This is a genomic window from Pseudomonas putida (assembly GCF_009883635.2).
Classification (GTDB): domain Bacteria; phylum Pseudomonadota; class Gammaproteobacteria; order Pseudomonadales; family Pseudomonadaceae; genus Aquipseudomonas; species Aquipseudomonas putida_W.
In genome coordinates, this window is the sequence record NZ_CP026115.2 from 2,565,063 (window position 1) to 2,581,474 (window position 16,412).

Here is a 16,412-nt window from a genome sequence, read left to right on the forward strand (position 1 = left end):
CTCAGCGGGCGCCCTGGACGTCCTGAACCGCGGCATGGGCGACCGGCGAATGACGTGCAGTGATGTCGAACAAGGTGTAGGCCAGTGTCAGGTGCTTCACGCTTTCCGGCAGGTCGCGGTCGACGATGAAACGCACCGGCATCTCGATGCGTTCGCCGGGCTGCAGCACCTGCTGGGTAAAGCAGAAGCACTCGGTCTTGTGGAAGTACGCCGCGGCCTCGGCCGGGGTGATGCTGGGTATCGCCTGCGCACTCATCGGCCGGTCGGTCGGGTTGTGCGCGATGAAGATCATCTGGTTCACCGCCCCCGGGTTCACCTCGAGTTGGTCTGCGGTGGAGTAGAAGTCCCAGACCATGTCGCTGGCATTGGTCGACATGAACTGCACCCGCACCGAACGGCTCGGGTCACTGATCTGGCTACCCTCGTACTGCCCGCCGGTCTTGCCATTGATGCCGAAGGCCTTGCACATCACGTCATACATCGGCACCAGGGCAAACCCGAAGCCGAACATCACCACTGTCAGCAGCAGCAGGCGGGTGACCAGGCGCTTGAGCGACGAGCCTTTCATGGCGACGCTCCTATTTCACTTCCGGTGGAGTCTGGAAGGTGTGATACGGCGCCGGCGAGGGGATCGACCATTCCAGGCCCTCGGCGCCATCCCAAGGCTTGGCCGGAGCCGGCGCGCCGCCCCGGATGCACTTGATGACGATGAACAGGAAGAAGATCTGCGTGGCGCCGAACATGAAGGCGCCGATCGACGACACCATGTTGAAATCGGCAAACTGCAAGTTGTAGTCGGGTATCCGCCGCGGCATGCCGGCCAGCCCGACGAAATGCATGGGGAAGAAGGCCATGTTCATGCCGATGAACGACAGCCAGAAGTGCAGCTTGCCCAGGGTTTCGTCATACATGTGGCCAGTCCATTTCGGCAGCCAGTAGTAGGCCGAGGCAAAGATGCCGAAGATCGCCCCGGGCACCAGCACATAGTGGAAGTGCGCCACCACGAAGTAGGTATCGTGGTACTGGAAGTCCGCCGGGGCGATGGCCAGCATCAACCCAGAGAAACCACCGATGGTGAACAGGATGACGAAGGCGATGGCGAACAGCATCGGCGTCTCGAAGCTGAGCGAGCCCTCCCACATGGTGCTGACCCAGTTGAACACCTTCACCCCGGTGGGTACGGCGATGAGCATGGTGGCGTACATGAAGAACAGCTCGCCGACCACCGGGATGCCGACCACGAACATGTGGTGGGCCCAGACGATGAACGACAGGAAGGCAATCGCACCGGTGGCGTAGACCATCGAGGTGTAGCCGAACAGCGGCTTGCGCGAGAACGCCGGGATGATCGAGCTGACCGCGCCGAAGGCCGGCAGGATCATGATGTACACCTCTGGGTGGCCGAAGAACCAGAACACATGCTGGAACAGCACCGGGTCACCGCCACCGGCGGCGCTGAAGAAGCTGGTGCCGAAGTGGATATCCATCAGCATCATGGTCACCACGCCGGCCAGCACCGGCATCACCGCGATCAGCAGGAACGCGGTGATCAGCCAGGTCCAGACAAACAGCGGCATCTTCATCAGGGTCATGCCCGGGGCGCGCAGGTTGAGGATGGTGGCGATCACGTTGATCGCGCCCATGATCGAGCTGATACCCATCAGGTGGATGGCGAAAATGAAGAAGGTCACGCTGGCCGGGGCGTAGGTGGTCGACAGCGGGGCGTAGAAAGTCCAGCCGAAGTTCGGCCCGCCGCCGGGGCTGAACAGGGTCGAGACTAGCAACAGGAAGGCCGCCGGCAGCAGCCAGAAGCTGAAGTTGTTCATCCGCGGCAGGGCCATGTCGGGCGCGCCGATCATCAGCGGGATCATCCAGTTGGCCAGGCCGACGAAGGCCGGCATCACCGCGCCGAATACCATGATCAGGCCGTGCATGGTGGTCATCTGATTGAAGAACGCCGGCTCGACGATCTGCAGCCCGGGCTGGAACAGCTCGGCGCGGATCACCATGGCAAACGAACCGCCAAGCAGGAACATCATGAAGGCGAACCACAGGTACATCGTGCCGATGTCCTTGTGGTTGGTGGTCAGCACCCAGCGCATCAAGCCCTTGGCCGGGCCGTGGGCGTGGTCATGGCCGTGGGCGTGGTCGTCGATCACTGCACTCATGTCCTGTCTCCTGCAATCCGCTGATTGCCGCACAAAACCCGGTTCACTTGGCTTCTGCCTGCTTGAGCGCCAGCACGTCCTTCGGCGTGACCATGTCGCCCTTGTTGTTGCCCCAGGCATTGCGCTCGTAGGTGACCACGGCGGCGATGTCGACTTCCGAGAGCTGCTTGCCGAATGCAGCCATCGCCGTGCCCGGGCGGCCGTGGAACACCACGCTCAGGTGCTCTTCCTTCGGCCCGGTAGCCACTTTCGAACCCTTGAGCGCCGGGAACATCGGTGGCAAGCCCTGGCCCTCGGCCTGGTGACAGGCCACGCAGGTGGTGTGGTAGACCTTGTCGCCACGCTCGACCAGTTCTTCGAGCGTCCAGTCCTTGCTGGTCAGTTCCTTGAGCTTGGCCGCCTCAGCCTTGCGTTCGCCGAGCCAGGTGTCGTAATCGGCCTTGGACTTGACCTCGACCACCACCGGCATGAAGCCGTGGTCCTTGCCGCACAGCTCGGTGCACTGGCCGCGGTAGATGCCGGGCTTCTCGATACGGGTCCAGGCTTCGTTGACGAAGCCGGGGATGGCGTCGCGCTTGACCGCGAAGGCCGGCACCCACCAGGAGTGAATGACGTCGGCGGCGGTCACCAGGAAGCGCACCTTGGCACCGACCGGCAGCACCAGCGGCTGGTCGACTTCAAGCAGGTAGTGCTCGTCTTTGGGCGCTTTGTTGTGGATCTGATCGGCGGGAGTGGCCAGGTTGCTGAAGAACTCCACGTCCTGGCCCAGATATTTGTAGTGCCATTTCCACTGATAGCCGGTGACCTGGATGTCGATGTCCGATTCGCTGGCGTCGTAGATGTCGATCAGGGTCCTGGTGGCCGGAATGGCCATGGCCACCAGAATCAGGAAGGGCACGATGGTCCATAGGATTTCCACCCAGGTGTGCTCGTGGAAATGCGCTGGCTGCTGGCCGGTGGAACGGCGGTGGATGACCATGGACCAGAACATCGCACCGAAAACCACAATGCCGATGATCACGCAGATCCAGAAGATCGTCATGTGCAGGTCGAACACGGCGTTGGAGACTTCCGTCGCCCCCGGGTGCATGTTCACGGTCCAGGCAGCGTTGGCCTGACCAAAAACCGACCACAACAGGAGGCCCATCCAGACATGTGGATGTCGCATCATTGCGGGTTCCCCTTCTCGTTCTTGTAGTCCCGGAGGCGTGGCCTGCGGCAAGAGGGAACGGCGGTCAAGACTGCCTGGCTTCGACGACCGAGCCCCTGCAAAAGCAGTCGGGCCTCATCAACGAATCACGTTCAACGGGAGTATAGACAGCGACCAACGGCACGCAACGACGCGGGCGAAATGAACTTGTAGAAATGCGAAAGGCCGTGCAAAAGCCCGAGTTTGAGGGGTTATGGCAAAATAATGGCAACGCCATATGCCGAACTGCGCACACGTTTGCGGGGTTTATAACAAATGCGTCTTAGGTATTCTGTATACCGAGCTAATTTAGTGTCTTCCGTTTGAAACGTCTTGTCCCTGGAGTTGTCATGAACATCGCTGCTGTACGCGAGCAGATTAGCCAAGCCCGCGATCACGAAAGCCGCACCGGCCAACTGAAAGAGCGTCTCGAGCTGCAACTGCCTCACCTGCACCCCTCGATCCAACTGCCTGAGCAGGACGCCCAGGGTACTTTGGCGCGCTTCGTCAGCGCTTACATCGATCAAGTTCCGGAGCTGCTGGAAGCCGCCCACGACGTAGCCAGCAAAGCGGGGATCGAATCGCAGATCAAGCCGGTGCTGAAAATTGCCGAGGCTTATTTCCTGCAGCCGCCGAGCGAGCTGCAGGGGCATGTGGGCCTCGATTGCCTGCTGGATGAGGCCTACCTGGCGCACCGCCTGGTGGAGGAGGTCAACGACCTGTACATCCGTCACTTCCAGCAGCCGCTGATCCCGGTCGACACCACGGTGGCCAACCTGATAGCCCACCAACTGATCGGCGAAACCTTCGCCAACCAGCTGGATAAGGTGGTTCACCACTCGGTGGACGAAATGCTGAACGACGAAAGCTTCGCCGCCGAATCGGTGGAAGCCTACCGCAAAACCCTCAGCAGCCCACAGACAGGCGAGGCGTGGAAGCGCTGGCCGTGCCTGTCGCGCCAGTTGAACGTAGAGTTTGGCCGGGCCAGCGCCTGACGCTAGGAACCGGCGAGGGAAAGCGCTCCCGCTGCTGCCACTCACCTTCGATCATTACTGTCATCCGGCCGCCTGAAGGCGGCCTACTTCATTTCAAGGTGATGACAATGACGATCAGAAGAAACCGGATCTACACGGACCTGCTGCGAGGAACCTATCCCACAATATGGGGTAACTGGGGCCTCAATCCCTCCATCAAGCCGGGCGCAGTGGGCATCGTCGATCCCGACTCCGGCGACTTCAAGCTTGTCGCCGATTGCCTGCCGGGCGTTGAAACAAGCAAGAATCAGCAAAGTCGCAAGTGGGAATTCAAATCCGAGGGTGTCTCGCGCAAGGAGATCAGTGCGAACATCGAGGGAGTGATCTTTGATCCGAACACGGGAGCCGAGGTCAAACCTGATGCCGCCCTGGAATGGACCTTCGGCAAGGAAAATTCCATTGCCTCGGAGTTCGCAATCGCTGGTGAGCACGCCATCAGCAACCTGACCGTCCTGGACGACCAGTACGATTGGCTGCTCGCCCAGGCGAAGAAGTTGAACATGGCGACGGCAGCCGGCATCTCCGAAGGTTTTGGCGTGGTGACCTCGGTCATCTACGCCAGCAGTGGGCTGAATGCAGTAGCGAAGAAGAATAAGGCCAGCTTCACCGTTTCAGGCAGCGCAAGCGGTCTCAATCGCCTGCTCGGTGAAGATGGCATCAACGGCAAAGGCAAGGCGAGCTACGTATTCACCAGCAACTCCAGTGAAGTGGAGATGCATACCCTGCCGGCCAAAAGCGGTGACGTGGCAACTGACCCCCTGCCTATCGCGTATACCTTTGCCTCGTTTGCAGGCAGCCGGGTGCTGATTCCGAGCTGGGTCGGCAAGATCGGGGTCTTGAACCTGCTGGTTGATAGCAAGGCAACGTCCTTCACCACCTACACCACCAAAGTCACGCTGACCTACCAGACCCCCGCCGGCCCGGTCGAAGATTCCAGGACCGTGCTGCCTGGAAGTTCAGCCAGCTTCGGTGAAATTCCCCTGATTGCCACCGAGATGGTGTTGACTGCAGAGTTCATCAATATCGGCTCCAATACCCGCAAGTCGATGCGGTGGAACACGCCCGCCAGCGAGTGGCTGGGCGGCACCCGCACCGTGAACCTGACAGGTACATGGCCGGGTGCACCGGAGATGATCGAGCTCAAGCGCTGACCTCAGGCGCCAGCAACGCTACGCAAACGGCCTTCCACCCTGCGCTTGAGCCCTCGCTGTTCGATACACAGGGTGGAGCTGCTGGTCTTGCTCCAATCCTCCAGCAGTTCCAGGCATGAATGGTCGATGTAGGTCAAGTTGGCCAGCGGCACATGCAAGGTGGTGCCGGCAGGTACGGTTTCGAGCAGCTGAGTCAACGCTGGCACCTTGAGGAACGTTGCCGCCCCGCTCAGGCGCAGTTCCATATGGCCAGGGGGCTGCAGCTGGACAAGGCTGAGCTTGAGGCGCGCCGCCTTGAATGCCAACTTCAGCAATGTCAGCCCGAAACCTAGCAGTACCCCGGTCAAAAGGTCAGTGAAGATAATCGCCATGGCTGTCGCCACATAGGTGAACATCGGCATCCGACCGTAGCGGCCCAAACCTCGCAGCGCCTTGAAATCGACCAGTTTGATACCGGTGTAGACCAGCACGCCTGCCAGGCTCGCCACCGGAATCTGCTGCAGTACAGTGCTCAGCACCACCACGAACGCCAGTAACCACAAACCATGCAGGATCGCCGAGGCCCGAGTTTGCGCCCCGGCCTGGACGTTGGCCGAACTACGAACGATCACACCGGTCATCGGCAAGGCTCCCAGGAGCCCGCAGAGCATATTGCCTACCCCTTGGGCCGTAAGCTCACGATCAAAATCCGAGCGCTGGCCACTGTGCATGCGATCGACCGCAGCGGCTGACAACAAGGTTTCGGCACTGGCGATGAACGCTAGCGCAAAGGCGGCAACCAGCAGTGTCGGGTCAGCCAGTTTCATGAGGTCATCGGGGCGTATCCAGTCGATGGCTTCGGTCAAGTCCGCTGGCACCTGCACACGATTCACCGGCAGCGCCAGCCACATGGCGATGGCGGTCATCGCCGCCACGCCCAGCAAGGCACCCGGAACAAACCTCAGCCGCTGCGGCCGCAACCGCTCCCAGGCCCACATGATGGCAATGGTACCTAGACCTAGTGCACCGGCCATCCAGCCGGAACCTGCATTCTCCAGCGGCAGGGCAGCACTCACGGTAGCGGGAAACTCCAGCAGGTTCTGCATACCCGACGGCTGCGGCGCCGTGTCGAACATCACATGCACCTGCGACAACACGATCAGCACCCCGATGCCGGCGAGCATGCCGTACACCACCGCTGGCGCCGTGACACGGAACCAGCACCCCAGGCGCAAGCGCCCGGCCAACAATTGCAGAATCCCCGCCAGCAGCAGGATAGGCCCGAGCATTGCCACGCCATGCTGGCGTACCAGCTCGAACACCAGCACCGCCAGGCCAGCCGCCGGGCCGCTGACCTGCAACGGCGAACCCGCCAGAAAGCCCACCACGATGCCGCCAATGATGCCGGTGATCAGCCCCTTGGCCGGCGGCATGCCCGAGGCGATCGCAATGCCCATGCACAACGGCAGGGCGACCAGGAAGACCACCACCGACGCCAGCAACTCGCGCGGCAGGGCCGCTTTCAACTGTGTCATGTTCACCATCGTTCTCCTTTCTCTGTCGCACGGCCATTCCCCTGGCCGTGGGCACGTGTGATCCCTGACGAGCGCGCAGGCGCGGGCCGCCAGCTGGATCGCCGGCAGGTAGTCAGGGCATTTTCAAGGCAGCCGAAGGCCGCGCCACACCCACGATGGGTGCAGCCGGCTATTCAAGGTTCAGCTGTGAATGGGTCGCTTAGTAGCGGCCTCTCGGAGTGGCGCTAGGCACCGGCTGGCCAGCGGCCAGGGGCAGGAAGCTGTCGCTGGCAGCGTCGTAGGCTTCGATCTTGCTGGTCTCGATGTCGTAGACCCAGCCGTGGATGTACAGCTGGCCAGCAGCCAGGCGCGAGGCCACCGATGGGTGGGTGCGCAGGTGGTGCAGCTGGGCGATGACGTTTTCCTTGGTCAGCACCTGCATGCTTTCGTGTTCGCTGCCGCACGAGCAGTTGTTCTCGACCACGGTGCGGGCCACTTCGGCGTGGCGCAGCCAGGCACCGACGGTGGGCATCTTGTCCAGCGAGTGCGGGTTCAATACAGCGCGCATGGCACCGCAGTCGGAGTGGCCACAGATGATGATGTGGTGCACCTTCAGCGCCAGCACGGCGTATTCGATAGCGCTGGAAACACCGCCGTTCATCTGGCCATACGGCGGCACCACGTTACCGACGTTACGGGTCACGAACAGGTCGCCTGGCGAGCTCTGGGTGATCAGCTCGGGGACGATGCGCGAGTCGGCACAGGTAATGAACATCGCACGCGGGGTTTGCGCGGTGGCGAGTTTCTTGAACAGCTCCTGCTGCTCGGGGAAGACGTCATGGTGAAAGCGCAGGAAGCCGTCGACGATGTGCTTCAGGGCGGCATCGGCGCTCTCCGCGGGGGTTTGCGGAACGACCTTGGATGGGTCCTTGACGGGCATGTTTCATCCTCTTGACGGTGTGTAGGTAAATCCATTTTACCGGTGAAAGATTCTGGCTATGCGCAGATTTAGATGACGCGCACGGGCGATAAATCACAGTCTTCGCTGACTGGATTGCTACGCTAACGGGGAAAACTTAACTGAAACTTAATTCGAGGGCTCTAGAACAGGCGTTCCAGATCGAAAAGGCGGGAGCTGAATAATAGCAAAAAAGCATCAGCTGCCAAGACCCATTACTTAGATTATTTGCTTGAATGAGTGGCACTGGGGATGTCTGCAGGCGTCAGTTGCAGTCAGAACAACGCCATCTGACCACCTGGCGGGCAAAAGGCCGAGCAATCCAATGCCTGCGCTTCCCGCCCCTCGAAGTTCAGCCGCTTCATCGCTCTGGCAAAGCGCTGCGCCAGCAGCTCGGCAAATACCCCCTCACCACACATCCGCGCACCGAAGCGGCTGTCGTAAAGTTCGCCGCCACGGCTCTGTCGAATCAGGCTGAGCACATGGGCCGCTCGCTGCGGATAATGCTCCTGCAGCCACTGCTCGAACAACGGCGCCACTTCCAGTGGCAGACGCAGCATCATGTAGGCGGCGCTCTGAGCCCCCGCTTCCTTGGCAGCCTCCAGCAGGTGTTCAAGTTCACTGTCGTTGATCATCGGTATCATCGGCGAACACAGCACGCCCACCGGTACCCCGGCTTCGCGCAAGACACGAATGGCCCGCAACCTGGCTTTGGGTGAGGCCGCGCGAGGCTCGAGTACCCGCTTGAGGTCCTCGTCCAGGGTAGTGAGGCTGATCATCACCCGCACCAGACGCTGGCTAGCCATCTCGGCCAGCAGGTCGAGGTCGCGCAATACCAACGCACCCTTGGTGACGATGGTCACCGGATGGCGAAAACGCAACAGCACTTCCAGCAATCGGCGCGTCAGCTGCTGCTCGCGCTCGATCGGCTGGTAAGGATCGGTGTTGGAACCTAGGTTGATCGGCGCGCAGACATAGCCCGGCTTGCTCAACTGCTGCGCAAGCACTTCGGCAGCATTGGTCTTGGCAATCAGCCTGGTTTCGAAATCCAACCCCGGAGAAAGATCCCAGTAGGCATGGGAGGGGCGGGCATAGCAATAGATGCAACCATGCTCGCAACCACGGTATGGATTGATCGAACGGTCAAAGGGCAGATCGGGTGAAGTATTGCGGCTGATGACGGACTTGGCCCGCTCGATACGCACCTCGGTGCCCTGGGTGAGCGGCACTTCCTGATACCAACCATCGTCCTCGACCACTGTGCGGGTCGAAGCAAAACGGTTGTGGGGTTGCAGGACAGTGCCACGCCCTTTCTGCGACGAAGGAATCATCATGAACGTCATCTGAACTGTATTTATATACAGTACAATTTAATTGCGACGCACACCAGTGCCGCCGGTCAATGCCATCAGGCCAGACCTGACCACTTCAAGAATCGTGTCGTATCCGTCGGCCGGCCCAGGAACAATTCGATACTCTGCAAGAACGGTCGAGATACGGACGGTGCTAGAACCTCATCCAGCAGTGCTTGACCGGTAGGCTGATCCAGTAAGCCTGCCGCTTCGAACCGACTGAACAGGTCCCAGGCATGGACATCCGCCCAGAGGTAACCGAAAAAGCCGGCATCGTAACCCGTCACCAGATGAGTGAAACCGTGCAGCGGTTTCTCGAAACCGTTCAACGGCCATAGCCCGGTGCGCTGATGGCTGTCAGTCACGAGACGGGAAAGGTCCACTCCGTTGGTGGCCGACCCGTGCAAGCCCAGATCGAGAAGCGCCCGGCCAAGGAGCGTCGCGTTGGACCTGGCATTGTCTGCTTGCAGTTTGTCCAGCACGGGCTTCAGTTCAGCGCTGCTCAACTTTCGACCATCCTGGTAGTGAGCAGAGATACTTGCCAGGTAATCGGCATCCCAGACCCAGCACTCGAAGAGCTTCGATGGAACTTCCACGCCATCGCTACCCAGCCGACGCGTGTCGGAGAGCACGTGATTGTTCGTGCTGACCAGCAGGCTGTGCAGGGCGTGACCGAACTCATGGTAGAGCTTTTTGAGCGCCAGGTGGTCCAGCAATGGCGGGCGGCCATCAATTCCCTGAGGCACGTCGCTGTACACGGAAACAACGACTCGATGGTACCTCCCCTCGGCATCTACTCGTCGATGCCAATGAGTAACGGTCTTGACCGTGTCAGGTGCTTTGCCATCGTGCTGCAGTGCATCCAGATAAAGATGACCGATCGTTGCATGATCCTGGATCACCTCAAAAAGGAGCACGCTGGGATGCCAGGCGTTTGAGTCATTCAACTGCTGCAACTCAACGCCAAAGAGTTGCCTGGCCATCTCGCGCAGCGCCGCCACCACACCTTCGAACGTGAAGAATTCCTGCATCGTTGCCTCCGAGAGCAGGCTCTTGGAGTCGCGGGCATTGGCGTGCAGATAATCGATATCCCAAGGTTCGAGGGCATCAATGCCATGTGCTGCCGCTAACGGCTCGATCGTGCTTCTAAAGGCTGACATGGCCGGTTTCACCCGATCTTCCAGACTTTGCAGAAACGCCTCCAGCCGGGCAACAGTGCCGATGCTCTTGGTCTGCACACTCAGTTGCACATGATCCTCGAACCCCAGCAAACGCGCCTTTTCATTTCTCAGTTCAGCGAGCGCCCGAATCACTTCACCATTGTCGAGCGCAGGGTCGTCGCTGACGCCCTGTAAATGGTAGGCACGATAAACCTGCTCACGCAGCGATCGATCTGTTGCAAATTTAAGGACGTGGGTGAAATTTGCTTCGTCGCAGGCGATCAGCCAACCGGAAAGCTTTGCGGCCTGCGCAGCCGAGCGCATCTGCCCCTGTTGTTGGCCGGCAATCCCATCAAGTCGGTTTTCATCCGTTACATGGACGGCAAGGGATGCAACGGAGGAGTCGACGTTGGCCAGGAATCGCGTCGTCAGCTCGCCTATCCGCCTTTCCAGTTGCTGCAGGCGGGCTTTGTCATCCGTGCCCAGGTTTACGCCGCCGTTCTTGTATTCCTGAAGGATCAGCGCCAGCGTCGCTTTCTTGCGCGAATCCAGATGCTGGCCCACTGCGCTGTTGGCAAAACGCTCATAGAGTTGATAGAGCTCGACATTTCGCAGCTTGTCCTTGAAGCACCCATCGACTTGAACATAGGTCTTCTGGAACACCTGCCACCACTCAACACTGTGGTTGGCCATCGGCGCGAAGTCATAGAAAGTGCCTTGCAGATCGGCGTCGAGCGCATCGATGGCAAGGACGAGATCGTCCCAGGTGGGCAATGCGGCCTGATGCTCGACAACCGCTTCGATGCCCAGTCGATAGTTGGCAATGCTCGTTTCAATAGCCTGCAGGGCCTGGTCAGGAGAGACCTGCCGGTAATCCAGCAAATTTTCAGCTTGTAAGAGAGTCATGACAGTACCTGACGGGATGCGGAAGAAGAGCAGAACTATCCGCACTCCTTCCACCCCCGCGGCAGGCATTATCTAACACCCATCGACCCGGATTATTCGCTCGGCTTTTTCAGCTTCGGGTTGGGGAAGAACTGGACGGTCTGCACCTTGGCCGGCGCCGCTTTCGGCGCCAACTGGTTGACCCGCGTACCGAGCTCCTTGGGCACCGACAGGCCCTGCTCATTGAGGGTGTCGGTGAAGCCGCAAGCCACGCACTCACGGTGCGGCACGTCGTCTTCACTCCACATCATCAGCTTGTCGGGCTCACTGCATGCCGGGCATACGGCCCCGGCGATGAAGCGCTTCTTGGTTTTGTTCACAGCAACCTCGCTCATGCCGCAGCGTCCTCGGTGAGGCCACTGTGGCGCAGCAATGCGTCGATGGAAGGCTCACGCCCACGGAAGTCCACGAACAGCTCCATGGGTTCGCGCGAACCGCCGCGGGCCAGGATCGCTTCACGGAACGCGCGGCCAGTTTCGGCATTCAGCACGCCTTCTTCCTCGAAGCGCGAGAAGGCGTCGGCCGACAGCACTTCAGCCCACTTGTAGCTGTAGTATCCCGCCGCGTAACCGCCAGCGAAGATGTGCGCAAAGCTGTTGGGGAAACGGTTGTACGCTGGCGGGCGCATCACCGAAACCTCATCGCGCACGCCTTCGAGTACCTGCAGCACGCTGCGGCCATCACCGTGGCTGGCGTGCAGCTCGAAGTCGAACAGCGAGAACTCCAGCTGGCGCACCATCATCATGCCCGACTGGAAGTTTTTCGCAGCGAGCATCTTGTCCAGCAGGTCCTGGGGCAGGGCCGCGCCGGTTTCGTAGTGGCTGGAGATCAAGGCCAGGCCTTCCGGCTCCCAGCACCAGTTTTCCATGAACTGGCTCGGCAGCTCGACCGCGTCCCATGCCACGCCGTTGATGCCGGACACACCGGCATGCTCGATGCGAGTCAGCATGTGATGCAGGCCATGGCCGAACTCGTGGAACAGGGTGGTGACTTCATCGTGGGTCAGCAGCGCAGGCTTGCCAGGCGCGGCCGGGGTGAAGTTGCACACCAGGTTGGCCACCGGGCTCTGCAGCTCGCCGCCAGCCGTGCGACGACGGTCGCGGGCGCCGTCCATCCAGGCACCGCCACGCTTGTTGGCGCGGGCGTAGAGGTCGAAGAAGAAGCGGCCGACGTGCTGGCCGTTTTCCTTGATCTCGAACAGGCGCACGTCCGGGTGCCAGCTGTCGAAACCTTTCAGTTCGGTGATCTCGATGCCGTACAGGCGCTGGACGATGCTGAACAGCCCGTTGAGCACCTTGTCGATCGGGAAGTAGGCACGCAGGGTTTCCTGCGACACGCTGTAACGCTGCTCGCGCAGCTTCTCGCCGAAGTAACCGGCATCCCAGCTGGCCAGCTCAGGGCAGCCCTGCTCGGCAGCATAAGCCTTGAGCTGCTCCAGGTCCTGGGCGGCAAACGGCTTGGAACGCTTGGCCAGGTCACGCAGGAAGGTCAACACCTGGTCGCTGGACTCGGCCATCTTGGTCGCCAGGCTCAGCTCGGCGTAATTCTTGTAGCCCAGCAGCCCGGCCAGTTCCTGGCGCAGGTCGAGGATCTGCTGCATCACCGGGCCGTTGTCGAACTGGCCGGCATTCGGGCCCTGGTCCGAGGCCCGCGTGCAATAGGCGGCATACAGCTCTTCACGCAAGGCACGGTCGCTGGCGTAGGTCATCACCGCGTAGTAGCTGGGGAATTCCAGAGTGATCAGCCAACCGTCCAGGCCCTTGGCCTGCGCAGCAGCGGCCATCTGTGCCTTGGCCGAATCGGTCAGGCCGGCCAGTGCGGCTTCGTCGGTAACGTGCTTGGTCCAGGCCTGGGTGGCGTCGAGCAACTGGTTGGAGAAGCGGCTGCCCAGCTCGCTCAGCTTGCTCTGCACTTCGGCATAACGCTGCTGCTGGTCGGCCGGCAGGTCGATGCCCGACAGGCGGAAGTCGCGCAGGGCGTGGTCGAGGATAGTTTTCTGCGCCACGTCGAAGCCTGCGGCTTCCGGGCTGTTGACCAGTGCCTCATAGGCTTCGAACAGCGCACGGTTCTGGCCCAGTTCGGTAGAGTAGGCACTCAGCGCTGGCAGGCAGGACTCATAAGCCTCGCGCAGTTCCTGGCTGTTGCACACCGCGTTAAGGTGGCTGACCGGGCTCCAGGCGGCACCCAGGCGGTCATTCAGTTCGTCCATGGCCAGCACCAGGCCGGCCCAGGTTGGGGTTTTGCCCTGCTGTTCGAGGATCTCGGCAATGGCTTTACGGTTGTCGGCCAGGATCGCTTCGATCGCCGGCAACACGTGTTCGGCACGGATTTGCGAGAAGGGCGGCAGATCGTAGGACTGCAGAAGTGGGTTGTTCGCACTCACGGTTCGGATACCTTGGCAGGAGAAACACTGCCCCATCTTAATTACAATCGACGCCGACCGCAGCAGGCAGCCTGCCTATCGGCAAAGATGAGAGACGCTATCATGGCCATCCGCAGCTTCCAGCAACACACTCCGAAAGTGGGACTCAGGGCGTTTGTCGACCGTTCGGCGGTGGTCCTGGGCGACGTGGAGATCGGCGAGGACAGCTCTGTCTGGCCGCTGACGGTGATTCGCGGCGACATGCACCGCATCCGTATCGGCGCCCGCACCAGCGTGCAGGACGGTAGCGTGCTGCACATTACCCACGCAGGCCCCTTCAACCCCGACGGTTATCCGCTGATCATCGGTGACGAGGTGACCATCGGCCACAAGGTCATGCTGCATGGCTGCACCCTGGGCAACCGCATCCTGGTCGGCATGGGCAGCACCATCATGGATGGCGCCATCGTAGAAGACGAAGTGATCATCGGTGCCGGCAGCCTGGTGCCGCCCGGCAAGCGCCTGGTCAGTGGCTACCTGTACATGGGCAGCCCGGTGAAACAGGTCAGGCTGCTCAACGACCAGGAACATGCCTTCTTCCCTTACAGCGCCGGCAACTACGTCAAGCTCAAGGACCAGCACCTGGCCGAAGGCTACGACCAACCGGAATGAACCCGACTACCGAGACGAACATGCACCAGCAGAACATCCTATTCGACCTCGACGGTACCTTGACCGACCCGCGCCTGGGCATCACCCGCTCGATCCAGTACGCCCTGGCCAAGCTGGGCATCGACGAGCCCGACCTGACCCGCCTCGAACACTTCATCGGCCCACCGCTGCTGCAGGCCTTCATGCAGTTCTACAGCTTCGATGAAGCCAAGGCGTGGGAAGCGGTGAACTTCTACCGGGAACGCTTCCGTGTCACTGGCTTGTACGAGAACCTGGTGTTCGAAGGCGTGCCTGAGCTGCTCGAAGCTCTGAATGGCCAAGGCCGGACGCTGTACATCGCCACGTCCAAACCGTGGGAGTTCGCCCGGGAAATTGCCCGGCACTTTGCGTTCGATCACCACTTCAAGGTGATCTACGGCAGCGAGCTGGACGGTACGCGGACCAACAAGGTCGAACTGATCCGTCATCTGCTGGATGAGGAAGGGCTGGATCCAGCGCAGACGCTGATGATCGGCGACCGCAAGCATGACCTGATCGGGGCTCGCAACAATGGGTTGCAGGCGGTGGCGGTGGGATATGGGTTTGGTAGCCGGGAAGAGCTGGTGGCCGAGGCGCCGGCCTTCCATTTCGCTACTGTGGCCGAGTTGCATCAAGCCTTCAGCAAGGTTTGAAGGCCATGGGGCTGCTGCGCAGCCCATCGCGGGACAAGCCCGCCTACAGGATTGGCGCAGACCTTCAGGGCGGCGCTGCACGTGTAGGAGCGGGCTTGTCCCGCGATGGGCCGCAAAGCGGCCCCAAAATCTCACAGGCTCACATCAACCGCTGCAACACCGCTTTCCTCTCGACAGCCGGCAACCGGCCAAGCTGCTCGACCCGCTTATAGAACCGCCCCCAATCCCCACCCATCTCTCTGAATAAAGCCGCAAACGCCGGGACCCACTGGTCATAAAGCCCGAACGGCAACAACTTGGCATTACTCAACGGCGCATAGATCCAGGCGTCATAGCGCTTGTCGCCGTTCCACTGGCTGTCCCGCACCTGCTTGTACTCACTGCGCAAACGCTCAAACTCCGCCTGCTTGGCCGCCCGCTTGTGCGCATCATCCAAGGGCCCAGCATAAATCGCCTGCAACCGCTCACGGCTGGCCAGCACCAACCGGGTGAACTGGTCACGCTGCTGCGACTGATCCTTCCCAGTCGCCCCAAGCCCACGGGCGGCGCGCCATTGCCGCGTGCCTTCCTGCTCGACGAAGGTGGCAAACGACTCGTTGAACTCGGTGTCGTCCTGCACATAAAAGCGCTGATGAGCCAGCTCATGGAAGATCAGCGTGGCCAGCCGCTCATCCCCCCAACCGACCATGGAAGACAGAATCGGGTCATCGAACCAGCCCAGCGTCGAGTACGCTTCGACGCCACTCACGTACACATCCAGGCCTTGCTGACGCATCAACGCCGCCTCGCCACGCGCAGCGCCCTGGCGATAATAGCCGCGGTAGGCGACGCAGCCGGCAATGGGGAAGCAGTGCGTCACCGGTTGCAACGACAGTTCAGGTGTGGCGAACACGTTCCACACCACGTAGGGACGCTGCAGATCGGCGTAGAGCCGATAGCTTCGGTTGTCCGGCAGCTTGAGCTGTTCGCTGGCAAACACCCGCGCCGCTTCGGCATGTTCAAGACGAGCGCGCAGGCGCGGGCTGCTGGCCGGGTCGGCGATCACTCTCTCTACCGGCTGGCGCGCCCGCAACAGCTGCCATTGCCCCTCGGCCAACTGGCCGTAATAGCCCACGGTGCTGCAACCGTTCAGCAGAAAGGCAGCCAGCAGGGGAACCAAACGCCTGAAAACGCAGTCGAGTGGCCCAGGGCCTGAGCGCTTGAAAAGAACAAAGAGATCCATCTGGGGCTATCCAACTCGCTCATGGCCAATGCGCT

General features: G+C 60.9%; 14 protein-coding genes. 4 read left to right on the forward strand and 10 right to left on the reverse strand.

What is annotated here, in order from left to right:
* Window position 1: 1 nt before the first annotated feature.
* Genes C2H86_RS11540 through coxB form a run of 3 tightly spaced genes read right to left on the reverse strand, consistent with a single transcriptional unit; the run spans window position 2 to window position 3,339 of the window.
* Window positions 2-568, reverse strand: coding sequence for a cytochrome c oxidase assembly protein (locus tag C2H86_RS11540; protein ID WP_159412649.1), 567 nt, complete (start codon window positions 566-568; stop codon window positions 2-4).
* 10 nt (window positions 569-578) lie between these two features.
* Window positions 579-2,168 carry a cytochrome c oxidase subunit I gene (gene ctaD, locus C2H86_RS11545; protein WP_159412650.1) on the reverse strand — a complete coding sequence of 530 codons (1,590 nt, stop codon included), beginning with the start codon at window positions 2,166-2,168 and terminating at the stop codon, window positions 579-581.
* 43 nt (window positions 2,169-2,211) lie between these two features.
* Window positions 2,212-3,339 carry a cytochrome c oxidase subunit II gene (coxB, locus tag C2H86_RS11550; protein WP_159412651.1) on the reverse strand — a complete coding sequence of 376 codons (1,128 nt, stop codon included), beginning with the start codon at window positions 3,337-3,339 and terminating at the stop codon, window positions 2,212-2,214.
* 368 nt (window positions 3,340-3,707) lie between these two features.
* On the opposite strand from coxB, the gene C2H86_RS11555 reads away from it, so the two are divergent.
* Entirely contained in the window at window positions 3,708-4,352 is a 645-nt protein-coding gene (locus C2H86_RS11555; protein ID WP_159412652.1) for a hypothetical protein, read from the forward strand.
* 107 nt (window positions 4,353-4,459) lie between these two features.
* Complete coding sequence (locus C2H86_RS11560; protein WP_159412653.1) at window positions 4,460-5,542, forward strand: hypothetical protein; 1,083 nt, start codon at window positions 4,460-4,462, stop codon at window positions 5,540-5,542.
* Window positions 5,543-5,544: 2 nt separating this feature from the next.
* Here C2H86_RS11560 and C2H86_RS11565 read toward each other — a convergent pair whose 3' ends face one another.
* From C2H86_RS11565 to prlC, 6 genes are all read right to left on the reverse strand, one after another.
* Entirely contained in the window at window positions 5,545-7,062 is a 1,518-nt protein-coding gene (locus C2H86_RS11565) for a SulP family inorganic anion transporter (protein ID WP_159412654.1), read from the reverse strand.
* A 193-nt stretch (window positions 7,063-7,255) separates the two neighbouring features.
* On the reverse strand, window positions 7,256-7,975 hold the full coding sequence (locus C2H86_RS11570; RefSeq protein WP_159412655.1) for a carbonic anhydrase: 720 nt from the start codon (window positions 7,973-7,975) through the stop codon (window positions 7,256-7,258).
* A 293-nt stretch (window positions 7,976-8,268) separates the two neighbouring features.
* Window positions 8,269-9,327: a PA0069 family radical SAM protein gene (locus C2H86_RS11575; protein ID WP_159412656.1), complete on the reverse strand. Its 1,059-nt coding sequence runs from the start codon at window positions 9,325-9,327 to the stop codon at window positions 8,269-8,271.
* 74 nt (window positions 9,328-9,401) lie between these two features.
* A complete protein-coding gene (locus tag C2H86_RS11580; protein ID WP_159412657.1) occupies window positions 9,402-11,411 on the reverse strand; it encodes a M3 family metallopeptidase in 2,010 nt (669 codons plus the stop codon).
* A 92-nt stretch (window positions 11,412-11,503) separates the two neighbouring features.
* Window positions 11,504-11,785, reverse strand: coding sequence for a YheV family putative zinc ribbon protein (locus C2H86_RS11585; RefSeq protein WP_103448350.1), 282 nt, complete (start codon window positions 11,783-11,785; stop codon window positions 11,504-11,506).
* The gene (prlC, locus tag C2H86_RS11590; RefSeq protein ID WP_240349702.1) at window positions 11,782-13,833 is read right to left on the reverse strand and encodes an oligopeptidase A; all 2,052 of its coding nucleotides are present in this window, start codon (window positions 13,831-13,833) and stop codon (window positions 11,782-11,784) included. The genes C2H86_RS11585 and prlC overlap by 4 nt, the downstream gene beginning before the upstream one ends.
* Before the next feature lie 102 nt (window positions 13,834-13,935).
* On the opposite strand from prlC, the gene C2H86_RS11595 reads away from it, so the two are divergent.
* Window positions 13,936-14,484 carry a gamma carbonic anhydrase family protein gene (locus C2H86_RS11595; protein ID WP_159412659.1) on the forward strand — a complete coding sequence of 183 codons (549 nt, stop codon included), beginning with the start codon at window positions 13,936-13,938 and terminating at the stop codon, window positions 14,482-14,484.
* Window positions 14,485-14,504: 20 nt separating this feature from the next.
* Window positions 14,505-15,155 (forward strand): HAD family hydrolase, encoded by a 651-nt coding sequence (locus tag C2H86_RS11600; RefSeq protein WP_159412660.1) that lies wholly within the window; start codon window positions 14,505-14,507, stop codon window positions 15,153-15,155.
* 139 nt (window positions 15,156-15,294) lie between these two features.
* On the opposite strand, the gene C2H86_RS11605 is transcribed toward C2H86_RS11600, so the two are convergent.
* Window positions 15,295-16,377 (reverse strand): aminopeptidase, encoded by a 1,083-nt coding sequence (locus tag C2H86_RS11605; RefSeq protein ID WP_159412661.1) that lies wholly within the window; start codon window positions 16,375-16,377, stop codon window positions 15,295-15,297.
* Window positions 16,378-16,412: the final 35 nt, after the last annotated feature.